Source organism: Roseateles sp. L2-2 (genome assembly GCF_050613215.1).
GTDB classification, from domain to species: domain Bacteria; phylum Pseudomonadota; class Gammaproteobacteria; order Burkholderiales; family Burkholderiaceae_C; genus Roseateles; species Roseateles noduli.
The window spans coordinates 1,249,109-1,264,893 of the sequence record NZ_CP192509.1; the positions used below are offsets into that span (position 1 = coordinate 1,249,109).

Annotated in this window: 13 protein-coding genes and 1 pseudogene; 2 read left to right on the forward strand and 12 right to left on the reverse strand. The window is 68.6% G+C overall.

All coding sequences use genetic code 11. From position 1 onward, the window contains the following. Positions 1-260: 260 nt before the first annotated feature. The 4 genes and pseudogenes from ttcA to ACQZ13_RS05700 all read right to left on the reverse strand — a co-directional run bounded on the left by ttcA (position 261) and on the right by ACQZ13_RS05700 (position 3,725). Positions 261-1,283, reverse strand: a complete 1,023-nt coding sequence (ttcA, locus tag ACQZ13_RS05685; RefSeq protein ID WP_431050246.1) for a tRNA 2-thiocytidine(32) synthetase TtcA — start codon at positions 1,281-1,283, stop codon at positions 261-263. 4 nt (positions 1,284-1,287) lie between these two features. Then, positions 1,288-1,656, reverse strand: coding sequence for a dihydroneopterin aldolase (locus ACQZ13_RS05690; protein WP_421037791.1), 369 nt, complete (start codon positions 1,654-1,656; stop codon positions 1,288-1,290). A gap of 87 nt (positions 1,657-1,743) precedes the next feature. Further along, positions 1,744-2,712 (reverse strand): annotated as a pseudogene (locus tag ACQZ13_RS05695) (FAD-dependent oxidoreductase); the annotation flags it as partial. 59 nt (positions 2,713-2,771) lie between these two features. Then, positions 2,772-3,725 (reverse strand): LysR substrate-binding domain-containing protein, encoded by a 954-nt coding sequence (locus ACQZ13_RS05700; RefSeq protein WP_431050247.1) that lies wholly within the window; start codon positions 3,723-3,725, stop codon positions 2,772-2,774. A 132-nt stretch (positions 3,726-3,857) separates the two neighbouring features. Between ACQZ13_RS05700 and ACQZ13_RS05705 the strand changes: the two genes are divergently transcribed. Further along, positions 3,858-4,655: an SDR family NAD(P)-dependent oxidoreductase gene (locus ACQZ13_RS05705; RefSeq protein WP_431050248.1), complete on the forward strand. Its 798-nt coding sequence runs from the start codon at positions 3,858-3,860 to the stop codon at positions 4,653-4,655. A 27-nt stretch (positions 4,656-4,682) separates the two neighbouring features. Here the strand turns inward: ACQZ13_RS05705 and ACQZ13_RS05710 are convergent, their stop codons facing one another. The 7 genes from ACQZ13_RS05710 to ACQZ13_RS05740 all read right to left on the reverse strand — a co-directional run bounded on the left by ACQZ13_RS05710 (position 4,683) and on the right by ACQZ13_RS05740 (position 12,150). Then, positions 4,683-5,594: an APH(3') family aminoglycoside O-phosphotransferase gene (locus ACQZ13_RS05710; RefSeq protein WP_431050249.1), complete on the reverse strand. Its 912-nt coding sequence runs from the start codon at positions 5,592-5,594 to the stop codon at positions 4,683-4,685. After that, positions 5,573-6,094, reverse strand: coding sequence for a GNAT family N-acetyltransferase (locus ACQZ13_RS05715; protein ID WP_431050250.1), 522 nt, complete (start codon positions 6,092-6,094; stop codon positions 5,573-5,575). Before ACQZ13_RS05715 ends, ACQZ13_RS05710 begins: the two co-directional genes overlap by 22 nt. 43 nt (positions 6,095-6,137) lie before the next feature. After that, positions 6,138-6,740 (reverse strand): sulfite oxidase heme-binding subunit YedZ, encoded by a 603-nt coding sequence (locus ACQZ13_RS05720; protein WP_431050251.1) that lies wholly within the window; start codon positions 6,738-6,740, stop codon positions 6,138-6,140. After that, entirely contained in the window at positions 6,740-7,732 is a 993-nt protein-coding gene (gene msrP / locus ACQZ13_RS05725) for a protein-methionine-sulfoxide reductase catalytic subunit MsrP (protein ID WP_431050252.1), read from the reverse strand. Before msrP ends, ACQZ13_RS05720 begins: the two co-directional genes overlap by 1 nt. A 114-nt stretch (positions 7,733-7,846) precedes the next feature. Beyond that, positions 7,847-9,280, reverse strand: a complete 1,434-nt coding sequence (gene ccsB / locus ACQZ13_RS05730) for a c-type cytochrome biogenesis protein CcsB (protein ID WP_431050253.1) — start codon at positions 9,278-9,280, stop codon at positions 7,847-7,849. A gap of 1 nt (position 9,281) precedes the next feature. Continuing rightward, positions 9,282-11,441: a cytochrome c biogenesis protein ResB gene (locus tag ACQZ13_RS05735; RefSeq protein ID WP_431050254.1), complete on the reverse strand. Its 2,160-nt coding sequence runs from the start codon at positions 11,439-11,441 to the stop codon at positions 9,282-9,284. Between the two features lie 127 nt (positions 11,442-11,568). After that, entirely contained in the window at positions 11,569-12,150 is a 582-nt protein-coding gene (locus ACQZ13_RS05740) for a c-type cytochrome (protein ID WP_431050255.1), read from the reverse strand. Between the two features lie 525 nt (positions 12,151-12,675). Here ACQZ13_RS05740 and yihA point away from each other — a divergent pair. Further along, positions 12,676-13,386, forward strand: coding sequence for a ribosome biogenesis GTP-binding protein YihA/YsxC (yihA, locus tag ACQZ13_RS05745; RefSeq protein WP_431053137.1), 711 nt, complete (start codon positions 12,676-12,678; stop codon positions 13,384-13,386). On the opposite strand, the gene ACQZ13_RS05750 is transcribed toward yihA, so the two are convergent. Beyond that, entirely contained in the window at positions 13,383-15,749 is a 2,367-nt protein-coding gene (locus tag ACQZ13_RS05750) for a patatin-like phospholipase family protein (RefSeq protein WP_431050256.1), read from the reverse strand. The two genes, yihA and ACQZ13_RS05750, sit on opposite strands and share 4 nt — an antisense overlap. Positions 15,750-15,785 lie beyond the last annotated feature (36 nt).

Genomic DNA, 15,785 nt, shown 5'->3' on the forward strand with positions numbered 1-15,785 from the left:
TGACCTCCAGTCGGATACCGCGATGGACCGTCGACCAGGGCAGTTGCCGCGCCCGGTGACGTTTCCTAGCCGCCGGTCTTCGGCGTGACAGTGCAACGATTGTGGCCCCAGCCGGTTGACCCGCGCGTGCGGGCGGCGTGACGGTGCGGTAAGCGGCGGGTTTCTCTTCGTTGGAAAGCGCGAAGCCTGCAGTACTGCCACGGCCGCTGGCCCTCACCCCTGCCCTCTCCCGCAAGCGGGAGAGGGAGCAAGAAGGGTGATCAGCCCTCGGCGGCGGAGTAGGCCTCGCCGGCGTCGTCCACGGGGGCCGGGACTTGCCCCTTGGCGCCCGGACGGATGATGTTGACGACGCCGGTGGCCGGCGCCGGGGTGCCGCACTGCTCGTCCTCGTCGAAGGCGATGTCGCCGTCGGCCACCGGCGCGCCGGTCGCCTGGATGGTCTCGAACGGGAACAGCTGGCGGTCCATCATGTGCGAGGTCACGATGTTGCCCATCGCCGTGAACATGTTGTCCACGCGGCCCGGGAAGCGCTTGTCCCAGTCCTGCAGCATGGCCTTGACGGTGGCGCGCTGCAGGTTGGGCTGGCTGCCGCAGAGGTTGCAGGGAATGATCGGGAACTCGCGGTGCTCGGCCCAACGCTCCAGGTCCGATTCCTTCACGTAGGCCAGCGGGCGGATGACGACGTTCTTGCCGTCGTCGCTGACCAGCTTGGCGGGCATGCCCTTCATGCGGCTGCCGAAGAACATGTTCAGCATCAGCGTGGTGACGATGTCGTCGCGGTGGTGGCCCAGCGCGATCTTGGTCGCGCCGAGCTCGCCCGCCACGCGGTACAGGATGCCGCGGCGCAGGCGCGAGCACAGCGAGCAGGTCGTCTTGCCCTCGGGCACCAGGCGCTTGACGATGGAGTAGGTGTCCTGCTCCTCGATGTGGAAGTCCACGCCGCGCGACTTCAGGTAGGCGGGCAGGATGTCCTCGGGGAAGCCGGGCTGCTTCTGGTCGAGGTTCACCGCGACGATGCTGAACTTGATCGGCGCGCGGTCGCGCAGGTTGATCAGGATGTCCAGCAGCGAGTAGCTGTCCTTGCCGCCGGACACGCAGACCATGACCTTGTCGCCGTCCTCGATCATGTTGAAGTCGCCGATCGCCTGGCCGACCTGACGGTGCAGGCGCTTCGAGAGCTTGTTCATCTCGTGCGCGTGCTTCTTCGCGGCCTCGGAAGCCTGGATCGCCTCGGCGGCGGCGCTGTCGATGTCGGTGGCGGGGGAGAGGATTTCAGTTGTCATGGGATCACCACTGGCCGCATTCGGCAGAGATTGCGACTTGGCAGTCGGGGAAGATTTCGAGCTTGGTCACCTTGATGCGCACGCCCACGACGCCGGGCAGCTTCATCAGCCGGACGCAGAGCTTGCCCAGCAGGGCTTCGAGCAGGTCGGTGTGTTCGGCAGTGCACTCGTCGATGATGATGGTGCGCACGCGGCGGTAGTCCAGCACGTGGCCGATGTCGGCATCGCGCGAGACGATGGTCTGCGCGCCGAGGTTGATCTCGGCGTCGACCAGGATGGGCTGCGGGCCCTCGCGCTCGAAGTCGAGCACGCCGAGGTTGGCGCCGAAGCGCAGTCCGTTGATGTGGATGACCTGGCGGTTGTTGCGACGCAGCGCCGGGGGCGGCTGCGATTCGCGCAGCGGGCGCAGGAAGGCTTCGATCTGCTTGGCCGCGACGACGCCGTCGCCCAGCGCCGTCTGCACGCAGGGATGCTGACGGCCGCTGGCGTCGCCGGCGACGAACAGGCCCAGCACGCCGAAGCGCGGTTCGTCGCGGAAGGGCTGCGACGGCGCGGTGACACCAGCGCGCTGCAGCGCATCGGCGACGAGCAGCCACGCGGAGGGTGCGGGCTCGTAGCCGAGCAGCACGGCGACGTGGTCGAAGTGCTCCTCGCCGTAGGCCTTGGAGGTCACGGTCACGCCGTCGGGCGAGGCGACCACCGCGGTCGGCAGCGCCTGCGCGGGGCGGCGACGCAGGCCGGGTGCGCCGTCCAGCTGCTGGATCAGATGACTCTGCGCGCGCCATTCGGAGCGCGACCACAGCGTGACCGCATGACCGCGACCGGCGAGGTACAGCGCGTTCTCGATGGCGTTGTCGCCGCCGCCGAGCAGCAGCACCTTGCCCGGGGGCAGGCGGTCGCGGACGGCGGTCAACTCGATGGCGTCGAGCACGCGATCGTGGCGGTCCCGCTCCGGATAGAGCGGCGACGGATGTCGCGGGGTCAGGCCGGTGGCGAGCAGCAGCGACCGCGCGCGCAGCGGCCGCAGGTTGCCGGTGGCGGCAGGTTCGGCGGTGTCGCCGGCCTGCGCCGCGAATGCGGGGCCGCCATCGAGGTAGAGCGTCCAGCCCTGTTCGGCCTGCCAGTCGAGGGTGTTCACCGTCTGGCCGAGCACCGTGTGCACGCCCGGCTGCGCGGCGGCGTGGCTCGCATAGCGCTCGCCCAGCTCGGCGAGTGATTCCCCCGGGGCGCCGAGCAGCCAGTCCTGCCGGTAGTCGAGCGGTCGCAGGCTGTCGCACAGGCGCGGGGCCTGCTCGATCAGCGCGACGCTCAGGCCCAGCTGGGTGAGCCAGCTCGCGGCGCTGCAGCCGGCCGGACCGCCGCCGATGATGGCGGCGTCGACGAGCGCGGGCAGGCTGGCGGGCAGTCGGTCTGGCGTGGGCTGGGACATGGCGTGGCGGGGGAGGGCGGCAGCCGCGGCGGCCGATGGGCGCCGGAGCAAACCCGCGATTATCCCGGATGGCCGCCGGAATGGCCCATCGGGGGACTTGCCGCGCCGGAATCGGCCGTCAGGCCCTCCTGGACGCGTTCCACGACCCAGTCGATGAACACCCGCACGCGGGGCATCATCTGCCGCTGCTTCGGGAACATCACGGAGACCGGCATCGGCGGCGGCGGGGTTTGCGGCAGCAGCTCGACCAGCTCGCCGGATGCCAGCAGCGAGGCGACGCCGAAGCGCGGGCACTGGATGAGCCCCAATCCCTGCAGACAGCAGGCGCGATAGGCCGGGGCCGAGGTGACGCAGACAGGGCCGCGCATCGTGAGCGTCTGCAGCCTGCCGTCGACGAGGAACTCGAAGGGCGCGACGCGACCGGTGGCGCTGGACTGGAAGTTCACCGCCTGATGCTGGCGCAACGCGTCGATGCTCGCGGGCAGGCCGTGCGCGGCGACGTACTCGCGGCTGGCGCAGGTGACGGACGAGAGGTCCGCGATTCGACGCGCCACCAGACCCGACTCCTGCGGCGTGCCGCCCCGCAGCACGCAGTCGACGCCTTCGCGAACGAGGTCGACCAGCCGGTCCCCTGTGCCGACGATGAGTTCGATGCCGGGATAGCGCTTGCAGAAATCGCCGAGATGCGGGAAGACGAAGGCGGCCGCCAAGCCGGCCTGCAGGTCGACGCGCAGCCGGCCGCGCGGCTGCTGGGCGGCCTCGCCGAGCACGGCTTCGGCCTGCTCGACCTCCTCCAGCACGCGCCGGCAGCGCTCGTAGTAGAGATGGCCTTCGGGCGTCGGGCTCACATGGCGCGTCGAGCGCGTCAGCAGGCGCGCGCCGAGCCGCTTCTCCAGGGCCTGGACGGCGTAGGTCACGTTCGAGCGCGGCAGGTCCAGTTCCTCGGCGGCGGCGGTGAAGCTGCCGAGGTCCACGATGCGTGTGAACAGATGCATGGCGTCGATGCGGTCCATGGGGCCTCCGGACTGAATGCCATCCATTGTGCAATTCAGTTGGACAGTGATGTCGATATTGAGCGATTTATCTGTCGGATGAAACCGCTCAGCATTCGGACCTCTTCTCCATCGTCTTCAAGGAGTCCGACCATGAGCAGCAACACCAACGCTTCAACCACTGCCCCGGCGCCTGCCGCCCGCATCGCCCTGATCACTGGCGCCAACCGCGGCATCGGCCGCGCCACGGCGGTGAAGTTGGCCCGCGATGGCCTCGACGTGATCGTCACCTACCGCTCGCATCGCGAGGAAGCAGAGGAGGTCGTCCGCGAGATCGGCCAGATCGGACGCACGGCCGTGGCGCTGCCGCTGGACGTCTCGCGAGTGGCCGGCTTCGGCGCATTCGTCGACGGCGTGCGCGACGTGCTGCGCGAGACCTGGCACCGCGAGACCTTCGACGTCCTGATCAACAACGGCGGCGTGCAGGTCGCGCAGCCGACGCTGCAGGCGACGCCCGAGGCCTTCGATCAACTGGTCGACGTGCACTTCAAGGGCGTGTTCTTCCTGACGCAGCAGCTGGTGCCGCTGATCGCGAATCCGGGCGCAATCGTCAACATCTCCAGCGGCACGGCGCGCTTCTACGTGCCGGAGCGCGCCATCTACAGCGCGGTGAAGGGCGCGGTGGAAGTGCTGTCGCGCTACCTGGCGACCGAGCTGGGACCGCGCGGCATCACGGTCAACGTCATCGCACCGGGAGCGGTCGCGACCGACTTTAGCGGCGGCTTGCTGCGCTCGAACGAGCAGTTGCAGAAGCACATCGCCTCGCTGACGCCGCTGGGCCGCTTCGGTGTTGCCGACGACGTCGCCGGCGCGATCGCCGCGCTGGTGAGCGAGGGCAACCGCTTCGTCACCGGGCAGCGGATCGAGGTGTCGGGTGGGGTGCACCTCTGACGCGGCCCATGCCGCCGACGCTCGGCCTCAGAAGCACTCGTCGAGGAGCAGGTGGAAGTCGAGCCTGCGCGCGTCCGGCTCGGCGATGCCGTAGGCGCTGAACAAGGTGTCGCGCAGGGCGGGATCGAACTCATCGAGACAGTTCGCCAGGATCGCGAGATCGCGGTAGCGATCCGCGATGCCTGCCCGTCCGAGGTCGATCACGCCGACGACGTCACCGTCTTCATTCATGAGGATGTTGTCGAGGGAGAAGTCGCCGTGGCTCACCACCGGGTCTTCGGTGAACGGGAGCATGGCGTTGATCGCGGCCCAGACTTGCTGCGGCGTCCAACCTTGACGCGCCTCATCGAAATCGTCGGCATCGATGAGACCGGCGGCCAGGCGTTCACGCGCGACATCGAGTTGCAGCCGGTGATTCGCATGGAAGGGGCAGGTGTTGACAGGCAGCTTGTGCAGGTCGCCCAGGAATCGACCGAGGGACGTCACGATCGCTGCGGCGCGACCGGGCTCGTCGGCGAGCCATTCGTAGGCGGTGCGGCCGGGCAGGGCGCGGGTCAGCAGCCAGGCGGAGCCGTCGGCCCATTCGAAATGCTCGATGCGAGGTGTCGGCCAGCGATCGGCGAACCACCGCAAGCGGGCGAATTCATCCACGATGGCGTCCGCCGCGTCGCCGTCGCCGACCTTGAGGTACAGCGTCGGTGCATCGGATCGATGCAGCCGGTACACGGACGCGCCGGCTTCTCCGACGAGGTTGCGGTGCCAGTCGTAGCCGGCGAGTCTGGCCGCGAGAGCCGATGGCAATTCAGGCGCGCGGGCCGGGATCTCTCTCGGAGCGTCGGACTCGTCGTGGTCGGTCATGAAGCGCGGTGATGCGTGGAGGCCCGGATGAGTATCGGCGGGCGGCGCTGATTCGCCGTTCAGCGCCCCGGCGCCCGGCACTCGAAATACAGCATGTCCTCCCACTCGTCGTCGAGTTGAAAGCTCCGCGTCGAGCGCCCGAACTCGGTGAAGCCGTTGCGTTGCAGGACCTTGATCGATCCGGCGTTCCCGGCGCGGGCTTTGGCCTCGACGCGGACCAGGCCCAGCTCGCCGAACGCTTTCTCCAACACGAGCCGTACCGCCTCCTTCGCATGGCCCTTGCCGTTCTCGGCCTCGGCGATGCGGTAGCCCAGTTCGCAGGAGTGATAGTGCTTCCGCTTGATCTGGCTCAGATTGATGCGGCCGACCAGCGCGCCCGCGAGGTCGCGGATCAGGAACTGGTGACCCGTGTCCGCGTCGGCTTCACGACGCGCGGTCGCGATGGCGGACTCGATGCCGCCGTCGGCATAGTAGGACGCCGGTCTCGCGTTGATGCGGGCTTCGAAGAACGCGCGGTTGTCGACTTCGAAGCGGCGCAGGTCGGCGAGGTCGCGCTCGGAAACAGGGTGGAGGCTCAGCATGGGCGCCGAGCATAGCGGCGGCCCGTGCCGAGCTTCATGTCGTTCAGCGCTTGAAGCGCTTCCACACCCGCCACCCCAGCAACACCGCCAGGATCGTCCCGTACACGATGGGCTCGGCGAAGTTGTTCTTCCCCGCGCGCATCCAGATGAAATGCATCAAGCCGACGATCGCGATCGCGTAGACCAGCTTGTGCAGCATCTGCCAGCGCGCCGCGCCCAGCGCCTTGATCGCGCGGTTGAACGAGGTCGCGGCCAGCGGCACCAGCAGCAGCCACGCGACGAAACCCATCAGGATGAACGGCCGCTTGGCGATGTCGCGCAGGATGTCGGACAGGTCCAGGCCCTTGTCGAGCCAGCCGTAGGCCAACAGATGCAGGCTGGCGTAGAAGAACACGAACAGCCCCAGCATCCGCCGGAATCGCGCCAACGTCGGTTGGTTGAACCAGGTGCGCACCGGCGTCACCGCCAGCGTGATCCACAGGAAACGCAACGCCCAGTCGCCCAGGCCGCGGATCAGCGTCTCCGCCGGATTCGCGCCGAGCCGGTCGGCGAAGGCACCGTAGACGTACCAGCTCAAGGGCAGCAGGCACAGCACGAACAGCACGACCTTCGCCGCCGGATGCAGCAGCGGATGACGCCGCTTCATCAGAAGTTCTTCTTCAGGTCCATGCCGGCGTACAGCTGCCCGACCTGCGCTTCATAGCCGTTGAACATCAGCGTCGGGCGCCGCTTGGCGAAGAGCCCGTCCTCGCCGATGCGGCGCTCGGACGCCTGGCTCCAGCGCGGGTGGTCGACCTGCGGGTTCACGTTGGAGAAGAAGCCGTATTCCTGCTGCGCCGCCTTGGTCCAGCTGCTCACCGGCTGCTTCTCGACGAAGCGGATCTTGACGATGGACTTGGCCGACTTGAAGCCGTACTTCCAGGGCACCACCAGACGCAGCGGCGCGCCGTTCTGGTTGGGCAGCACCTCGCCGTAGAGGCCGAAGGCCATCAGCGTCAGCGGGTGCATCGCCTCGTCGATGCGCAGGCCCTCGACGTAGGGCCAGTCCAGCACGCCCGAACGCACGCCCGGCATCTGCGCCTTGTCGGCCAGCGTCGTGAACTCGACGTACTTCGCCTTGGCCGTCGGCTCCGCCTTCTTCAGCAGCTCCGCCAGCGAGTACCCCACCCACGGGATCACCATCGACCAGCCTTCGACGCAGCGCAGGCGGTAGACGCGTTCCTCCATCGGCGCGACCTTCAGCAGGTCCTCCAGGCCGAAGCGGCCCGGCTTGGCGCACTCGCCCTCGATGACGACCGACCAGGGCCGCGGCTTGAGCGTGTGCGCGTTCTCGGCGGGGTCCGACTTGTCGGTGCCGAACTCGTAGAAGTTGTTGTACGAGGTGACGTCCTTGTAGGCCGTCAGCTTCTCCATCACGGTCGCACCGGCGACGGCGCTCTTCGCGCCGGGCAGCTTCGCGAGCTTGCCGGGACCGGCCGTCTGCGCGTGCGCGGCGCCGGACAGGCCGTTCAGGCCCAGCCCGGTCAGCCCGAGCGCGCCGGCGGACTTCAACCAGTCGCGGCGGCTGTCGTAGACCTCGCGGGAAGTGATCTCGGAGGACGGGATGCGTCGACCGTCGCGGGGCTTGTGGAAATGCATGGCGGGACCTCGGGGGAAGGAAGGTTCGAACCTTACGCGTTCGGCTGAAGGTTTTCATGAGGGTCTGCTTAAGCAGCCCCCTCGCCCCCCCGGTTCGGGCGCCCCGCGCGCGCCTTACAGCGTCCCGTAGGAGTGCAGCCCCGACAGGAACATGTTGACCCCCAGGAAGGCGAAGGTCGTGACCAGCAGCCCGATCAGCGCCCACCAGGCGCTGACGACGCCGCGCAGGCCCTTCATCAGCCGCATGTGCAGCCAGGCCGCGTAGTTCAGCCAGACGATCAACGCCCAGGTTTCCTTCGGGTCCCAGCTCCAGTAGCCGCCCCAGGCTTCCGCCGCCCAGAACGCGCCCAGGATGGTCGCGATCGTGAAGAACGCGAAGCCCAGCGCGATGGCCTTGTAGGACAGGTCGTCCAGCACCGCCAGCGTCGGCAGACGCGCCGTCAGCGGGCCGCGCAACGCGACGCTGGCCGCCAGGAACACTGCCACGCCGGCCATCTTGCCGGCCCAGCCGTTCAGGCCGGCCGCGAGCTCCGGCGTGACGTTCGCGCCGTAGCGGAAGCCCACCAGCACCAGCACCAATCCCACCGGCACGCCGATCAGGCCGATCACCAGCGCGCGCAGCTTCTCCGTCTTCAACAGCGTCGCCAGGGCCACCATCGCGGCCATCGCGAAGCTGCCGTAACCGATGAAGTTCGCCGGCACGTGGATCTTCATCCACCAGCTCTGCAACGCCGGCACCAGCGGTTGGATCTCGTGCGCCTCGCGGGCCATCGTGTACCAGAGCAGGAAACCGACCGCCGCGCTCACCACCAGCATCACGTACGCGCCGAGCGCCCGCGTCGCGAAACGCTGCTCGTAGTACAGGTACATCAGCGTCGTCAGCCAGGTGAAGAGGACGAAGACCTCGTACAGGTTGCTGACCGGGATGTGGCCGATGTCGGGCGCGATCTGGTGGCTCTCGAACCAGCGCACCATCGTGCCGATCAGCGCCATGCCCACGGCGCCCCAGGCCAGCCGCGTGCCGATCGCCTCGGCCGCGCTCTCGCCGTCCTTCTTCAGGAAGCCCATCCAGTAGAACAGCGTGCTCATCCACACCAGCACGCTCATCCACAGGATCGCGCTCTGGCTGGACAGCATGTACTTCAGGAAGAAGACCTTCTCCCCGGCCGCCAGGTCGGCGCCGAAGTTGTCGGTCTGGCGCAGGTAGAGCTGGATCGCGAACAGGCTGGCCGCGCCCACGATCAGGCACAGCAGCCGCAGCGGCCGCCAGAACCAGCCCAGCGCGATCAGCGCCGGCGTCGCGCCGGCGAGGATGCCCTTCTCATAGACGTCCATCGAGCCGTGGTAGCGGCTGAAGGCGAAACCGGCGCCCAGCAGCACCAGCGCCGCGAAGATCCAGTCGAAGAGAGTGCGCCCCTGGAAGTAGCCGTGCTTGCCGATGACCAGCGAGCGCGTCGGCGTGCCTTCGCTGGCGCCGGGCAACTGCGAGGGCAACTGGGAGGGCAGTTGCGACGGCAGGTGGGACGAATCCGCGGTGGTGGTGTTCATGTCAGGCCTCCTCATGCAGCAGGCGCTGCTTGAGCGATTCGAATTCGACGGGCAGGTCGGGGGTGTCCCGGTTGCTGGACAGCGCCATGCGGATCCGGGTCTGTTCGTTGCGGCCGGGCGCGGCTTCCAGCCAGATCCAGAGACGGCGCTCCTTGACGTAGAGCATCGCAAACACGCCGATGATGAGCAATACCGCTCCGAGGTAGACCAGCGTCTGCCCCGGCGCGCGGGTCACCTGGAACACGCTGGCCTGCACCTGCTGGAAATCGTCCAGCTGCATGAGGACCGGCGAGGGATAGAACATCGCGTCCGACAGCGACAGCACCGACTGCGTCATGAAGGTCTGCGTCGCTTCGCCCGGTTCGGGCGCCGGACGGCCGAGTTGTTCCTCGGACTGCTTGTGGAGTTCGAACAGGCTGCCGTTGAGGATGCGGAGCAGCACTTCGGACACGCGGGCGCGTTCGGCCTGCGGCACTTCGCGCTCGACGAACTGCGACAACGCCGGCAGGCCGCCCGTCACCGCGTCCTGCGCGGGCGCATCGGCCTTCAGGCCTTCCGCACCGGCGAACAGCGTCAACGTGCGCAGCGCGGTCGCTTCCAGCTGCGCCTGCATCGCCGGCTTGTCGCCCGGGCTGGCGCCCATCGCATAACGACGGGCCGCCTGCAGCCGCTGCGCCGGATCGGCCAGCGCGCGTCGCAGCGCCAGCCAGCCGTCCATGCTGTCCTTGGCGTCCACGGGGATGCGCAGGTAGCGGAAGTTGTCCGAGAGCGTGTCGCGCACGCCGAGCAGGTAGACCCGGTGGCCTTCGAGCTCCAGCGGCAGCATGTAGTTGTTGTACTCGCGCGCCTGGCCGCTGGCGTCGCGCAGCTTGTAGCTGAAGGACGGGCCGACGTTGCGCAGCGTCTTCTTGCCTTCGAGGTTGGCGCCCGAGCCCAGGTGCTGCTCCAGCCGGCCGACCAGGTCGACCTTGCGCACGTCGGTGCCGTTCTTGTCCTTGCCGTCGTCGGCGAAGTTCTCGACGTTGATGACGCGCAGGCCGGTGAATTCGAGCCCGTACTTCTCGCCGTCCGCCGTCAGCGTCGTCGTGCCGTTGACCTTGCCTTCCAGCGGCGTGTCATGCGCGGCCTGCAGCGCGCGCAGCTTGAGCTTCATCGAGGAGCCGCCGTCCTCGAAGCTGCTCTGGTACAGCGTGACGCCGCGGTAGGTCACCGGCTCGTTGACCTTGACCGTGGCCGTCGTCGAGCTGCCGTCGCGGCGGTCGTGCAGGACGATGTCGCTGGCGAACAGCTTGGGCATGCCGGTCGCGTAGTACTCGACGATGAACTTCTTCAGCTCGACCTCGAAGGGCAGGTCCTGCACCACCACGCCGCTGGGCATGGAGATCAGCGCGTTCGACGAGCGGTTGCCCTCCGGCACGTACAGGTTGCCGCGGAAGCTCGGGTTGGCCGGCGTCAGGCGGTTGACGTCGGTCACCTTGGTGAGGTCGTCGCCCTGGTAGATCTGCTTGCCCTGCGCCCACATCATCACGCGCACGACCAGGTCGCCGTCGAACAGCCCGCCCAGGCAGATCAGCACGATCGCCGAATGCGCCGCCAGGTAGCCGATCTTGTGCGCCGAGCCCTTGCGCGCGCCGATCATGACGCCGCCGTTGCGCACCTGCGCGCGGGCCTTCCAGCCTTCGGCGCCCAGCCAGGCGTTGACCTGACCCAGCGCGGCCTCCGGATTCATGTGCAGGTAGCCCAGCGCCTTGTGCCTGAAGGACTGGATCGACTGCTCGCGCATCGTCTCCTTGTAGGTCTTCAGGTCGCGCAGGATCTTGGGCGTATGTCGCGCAATGCACAGGCTGGTCGACACGACCAGGAAGCCCAGCATCAGCAGGAACCACCACGCGCTGTAGACGGTGTAGAGGTCGAACTTGCCGAACAGCTCCGACCAGAACGGTCCGAACTTGTTGACGTAGTCGGGCATCGGCTGGCGCTGCTGCACGACGGTGCCGATCACCGACGCGATGCACAGCACGGTCAGCAGCGCGATGGCGAAGCGCATCGACGCGACCAGCTCCATCGCGTCGTCGAGCACGGCGCGCGCGGCGGCCTGGGCCGTGCGGCCGGGCGGGCGGGGGGGACGCTCTGGGGACATCTCGGGGGACGACTGGATCATGGCCGGCATTCTCGTTGCCCCGGGTGACGAATCGGGCGAGGGCCGGCAAAAGCGAAGGCCGGTGATCGGATCACCGGCCTCGTTCGTCGGAACCTTCCCCGAAAGGTGCGCCCCCGCGGGCGACGGCTCAGCGCAGGCCGGCGATGTAGTCGGAGACCGCCTTGATCTCGCGGTCGCTCATCTTGGCGGCGATCGCCAGCATCTGCGGACTGTTGGGGCGGCCGCCGGCGCGGAACGCCGTCAGCTGGGCCTCGGTGTAGTCGCTGTGCTGGCCGCCCAGGCGCGGGTACTGGGCCGGGATGCCGGCGCCGTTGGGGCTGTGACAGCCGGCGCAGGCGGGCACCTGCTTGTCGGCGATCCCACCCCGGTAGATCTTCTCGCCCAGGGTGATCAGCTCCTTGTTCTTCGCGAAGCCGGGCTTGGAGCCCTTGCTGGCGTAGAACGCGGACACGTTGCGGATGTCGTCGTCCGTCAACGGCGCGGCCATGCCCGACATCACCGCGTTCTTGCGCTTGCCCGACTTGAACTCGTGCAATTGCTTGGCGAGGTAGTCGGCGTGCTGGCCGGCGATGATGGGATTGGCGGGGCTGCCGCGGGTGCCGTCCGCCGTATGGCAGGCGGCACAGACTTGCGTACTGATGGCCTGGCCCTTGGTCAGATCGGGCTTGGCCGCTGCGGTGGGTTCATTGGCGTTGGCGGCGCCGGACATCAAAACCATGCTCGACAACAAGAAAGCGGCAGTCTTCATGAATGTTGAGGGTTGGGTGAGCGCAACCGCAGGATCTTACAATGCACCTCTTTAGAGCCCCGCAGCCCGATGACCGATTCCAACAAGAAACCCGCCCCTGCGGCCCCAGGGAAACCCGCAGGCCGTGGCGCGGGACGCGCTGGAGCATCAAAGAAAAAGCAGGGGCCCGGAAAAACGGGTATGCGCGCGGCCGCCAAGGCCCGCGCGAAGAACGCGGAAAAGGCGAAAGCGCAAGGCCTGCCCCCGCCGGTGAAGAAAACGGCCAGCGCCGAGCCCATGACTCCGGGCAAGCGCGCGCTGGCTTGGACGCATACCGCGCGTTTCCTGACCACCGCGAGCCAGCTCAAGCACCTGCCGGTCGACGGCGTGCTGCCGGGCGAGGCGCGGGCGCGCGAGGAAGCGGCGCTGGCCGAAGCCGAGGCCGCCGGGTTCGACGAGGAATTGCTTGACGAGGACGACGCCGACGTCGGCGCACCGGATTCCGCTCTGGCAGATGACCCGGAATCCGAGACGACCGGCGAGGGCGCGGCGCAGGCGCAAGACCTGGCCCCGCGCGGCCTCCCGGAGATCGCCTTCGTCGGCCGTTCCAACGCCGGCAAGTCGACCGCGGTCAACACGCTGGCGCAGCAGAAGCGCCTGGCCTTCGCGTCGAAGACGCCGGGCCGCACGCAGCACATCAACCTGTTCGCGGTGGGTCCGCGCGACGCGCCCGATGCGTTGTTCGCCGACCTGCCCGGCTACGGCTACGCCGCGGTCGCGCGCGACGCCAAGCTGCGCTGGCAGCGCGTGATGGCCGACTACCTCGGCCAGCGCGAGGAACTGGCGGGCGTCGTGCTGATGGTCGACTCGCGCCTGGGATTGACCGACCTCGACAAGCAGCTGCTCGAATACGTCTCCGACCGCGTCACCGCCGGCGAGGTCAGCCTGCTGGTCGTGCTGACCAAGGCCGACAAGCTCAACCGCAAGGAAGGCGCCGCCATCCTGGCGCAGGTCCAGAAGGACCTGGGCGTGCTGGCGACCGAGGATTCCGACATCGGCGTCACGCTGTTCTCGGCGCTGAGCAAGCAGGGCCTGGAGGACGTCGCCGAGGTGATCTACGACTGGGCGCACGCCGAGCCGCGCGAGACCGACGGCGAGGATGAGGAAGGCGACGAGTCGTCCGAGGACGACTCGGACGATGACGCTGCGCTGGCTTAAGGCCGGCCGATGAACACGTAGAACGCGGTGCCGCCGCGCGGCGCGTAGCCGATGCCCACGTACAGCGGCCCCAGTCCGGTGTCCGAGCCCAGGAACACGCTGCTCGCGTAGCGCAGGTCCTTGGCACTGATGTCGCGGTGCGAGAGCCAGGTGTTGCCGGCCTCCAACGTGCCGCCGATGAAGAACCCGCGCGACAGGAACGGCTGGTCGTTCAGGCGCCGGTAGTAGGTCGCCCGCGTGAACAGCAGCGAGTTGCCGCTGAGCTGGTTCGGGTTGTAGCCCGACAGCTGGTGGAAGCCGCCCAGCGTGTAGCCGCCCAGGCCGGTGTCGTCCGGTTGCTGCGACGCCACCGCCCGCGCGTACAGGCTGACGGTGTGGCCGCCGAAGCTGCGCACGACGTTCCCGTCCGTGTTCAGCCGCAGGAAGCGGCCGCTGTTGAGGTTGCGGTTGTCCTGCCGGCCGCCTTGCGCCTCGACGGTGAAGCGGTAGCCGTGCTGCGGGAAGTTCGCGTAGTCCAGCTGGTCGACGACGGTCCGGAGCCGGAAGCCGCGCTCATAGCTGGTCCAGCGCAGCTTGCCCATGTCCGGGGTGAGCAGGGTGATCAGGTCGGGCTTGGCGTGGCGGATCTGCGTGATGGCCCCCAGTCGCACCTCGCCCCAGCGGCCCCAGGGCTGGCCCACGTCCAGGCCGACGGAAGCGTCGCGCCGCACCAGCCGCGCCTGGCCGATGCTGGCGTTGTCCGGGTCGTTGTCGTCGTAGACGATCTGCTTGCGCTGGTTGGCCTCGCCCCAGGCGCTGACGAACCAGTCGTCGGCCACGCCCAGCTTCAGGCCCAGCGGGTGATAGAGCTCGGTGTAGAGCCGCGGCGTCTCGCCGATGGTGATCTGGTTGCGCCACTCGGTGCCCTTGTCGGTCAGCCAGTGGCGGTTGTGGCTCAGCCGCAGGTTGAAGAAGCTGTCGCCGCCCGAGTCCGTCGACAGGTCCATCCCGACGCGGAAGTAGTTCGGCCCCCAGGGCTTGTCTTCCATGTTGAAGACCAGCGTCTCGCCCTCGGGGCGCTGCTCGACGTGGTAGTCGACGCGGTTGTAGTCGCCGCTGGAGGAGAGGAAGCGCATGTCGCGCTCGGCCGTCTCGTTGTTGAAGGGCTGGCCCGGCTTCGATTCGAGCTGGCTGCGGAAGCGTTCCGGATTCGTGTTGTCGGAGCCCTCGAGCTTGACCGCGGCGATGAACACGCCCGGCGCCTTGGTGCCGATGCGCGCGATCTGCCAGTCGGTGTAGGTGCGCTCGTCGACGGCGTAGGCGCGCAGCTGCGGCAGCAGCGCCTCGGCGGCTTCCTCGCCGGCGCGGATCAGCTCCTTCACCTTGTCGAAGTCGCCGGAAGTCAGTTTCCCCAGTGAGGGCGTGATCAGCAGGTCCTCGCCGGCGGACATGCTGGCGATGGAGCGCTGCACGTTCTGCTCGGTGAGGATGTTGATCATCTGCGCGGTCAATCCGAGCAGCGAGTTCAGCGTCTCGCGACCGCCCACCGGCGTGCCGACGTTCACCGCGATCAGGCGCGTCGCGCCCATCTCGCGGGCGACGTCGACCGGCAGGTTGTTGACCAGCCCGCCGTCGCCGAGGATGCGGTCCTCCCATTCGACCGGTGCGAACACGCCCGGCACGCTCATGCTGGAGCGCAGCGCCAGCGCCAGGTCGCCCTCGGCGAGGATGCGCTCGCGGCCGTTCTCCATGTCGGTGGCGACGGCGCGGAAGGGCGTCGGCAGGCGGTCGAACTTGGTCTGGTCGCGTACCGGCAGCGTCAGCCGGCGCAGCAGCGCCTCCAGGCCGCGGCTGGAAAGCGTGCCGGTGGGCACGCGGACCTCGCCGTCGCGCAGGCCGAACTCGATGGTGGCGGAGAACTCGAAGTCCTCCTCCTTGCGGCGCTGCGACAGGTCCTGGCGGTCGACGCGGCTCGCGAACAGCCGGTCCCAGGCGATGCGGGAGAGCTCGCGGTCCAGGTCGTCGGCCGACATGCCGCTGGCGTAGAGGCCGCCGATGATCGCGCCCATCGACGTGCCGGTGACGATGTCGACGGGGATGCGCTCGCGCTCCAGCACCTTCAGCACGCCGACGTGGGCCAGGCCGCGCGCGCCGCCGCCCGACAGCACCAGACCGAGCTTGGGCCGCTGGGCCTGGTCGGCTGCGGGCGTCGCCACGGGACCCGGGGGCGGATTGGGCGGGACCGTCTGCGCGAGCAGGCCGACCGGCGCGACGAACGTCGCCGCGGCAACGGACAGCACCAGGCGACGGAGCCAGTCCAGGTGGCGGATGCTGCGGCGAACGCCGGGACGGAGACGGAGAGGGGCGCAGGATTCTCGGGACACGGCGGACATCAGGCTGACGACACGGGCCCCGCGGCA

Excerpts from the sequence above, each read along its gene's own strand:
- ACQZ13_RS05720 (WP_431050251.1), bottom strand. The coding sequence starts at position 6,740 with ATGAAGCGGCGTCATCCGCTGCTGCATCCGGCGGCGAAGGTCGTGCTG.
- ACQZ13_RS05715 (WP_431050250.1), bottom strand. The coding sequence starts at position 6,094 with ATGCTGAGCCTCCACCCTGTTTCCGAGCGCGACCTCGCCGACCTGCGC.
- ccsB (WP_431050253.1), bottom strand. The coding sequence starts at position 9,280 with ATGAACACCACCACCGCGGATTCGTCCCACCTGCCGTCGCAACTGCCC.
- ACQZ13_RS05705 (WP_431050248.1), top strand. The coding sequence starts at position 3,858 with ATGAGCAGCAACACCAACGCTTCAACCACTGCCCCGGCGCCTGCCGCC.
- ACQZ13_RS05700 (WP_431050247.1), bottom strand. The coding sequence starts at position 3,725 with ATGGACCGCATCGACGCCATGCATCTGTTCACACGCATCGTGGACCTC.
- ACQZ13_RS05735 (WP_431050254.1), bottom strand. The coding sequence starts at position 11,441 with ATGATCCAGTCGTCCCCCGAGATGTCCCCAGAGCGTCCCCCCCGCCCG.
- ACQZ13_RS05740 (WP_431050255.1), bottom strand. The coding sequence starts at position 12,150 with ATGTCCGGCGCCGCCAACGCCAATGAACCCACCGCAGCGGCCAAGCCC.
- msrP (WP_431050252.1), bottom strand. The coding sequence starts at position 7,732 with ATGCATTTCCACAAGCCCCGCGACGGTCGACGCATCCCGTCCTCCGAG.
- ttcA (WP_431050246.1), bottom strand. The coding sequence starts at position 1,283 with ATGACAACTGAAATCCTCTCCCCCGCCACCGACATCGACAGCGCCGCC.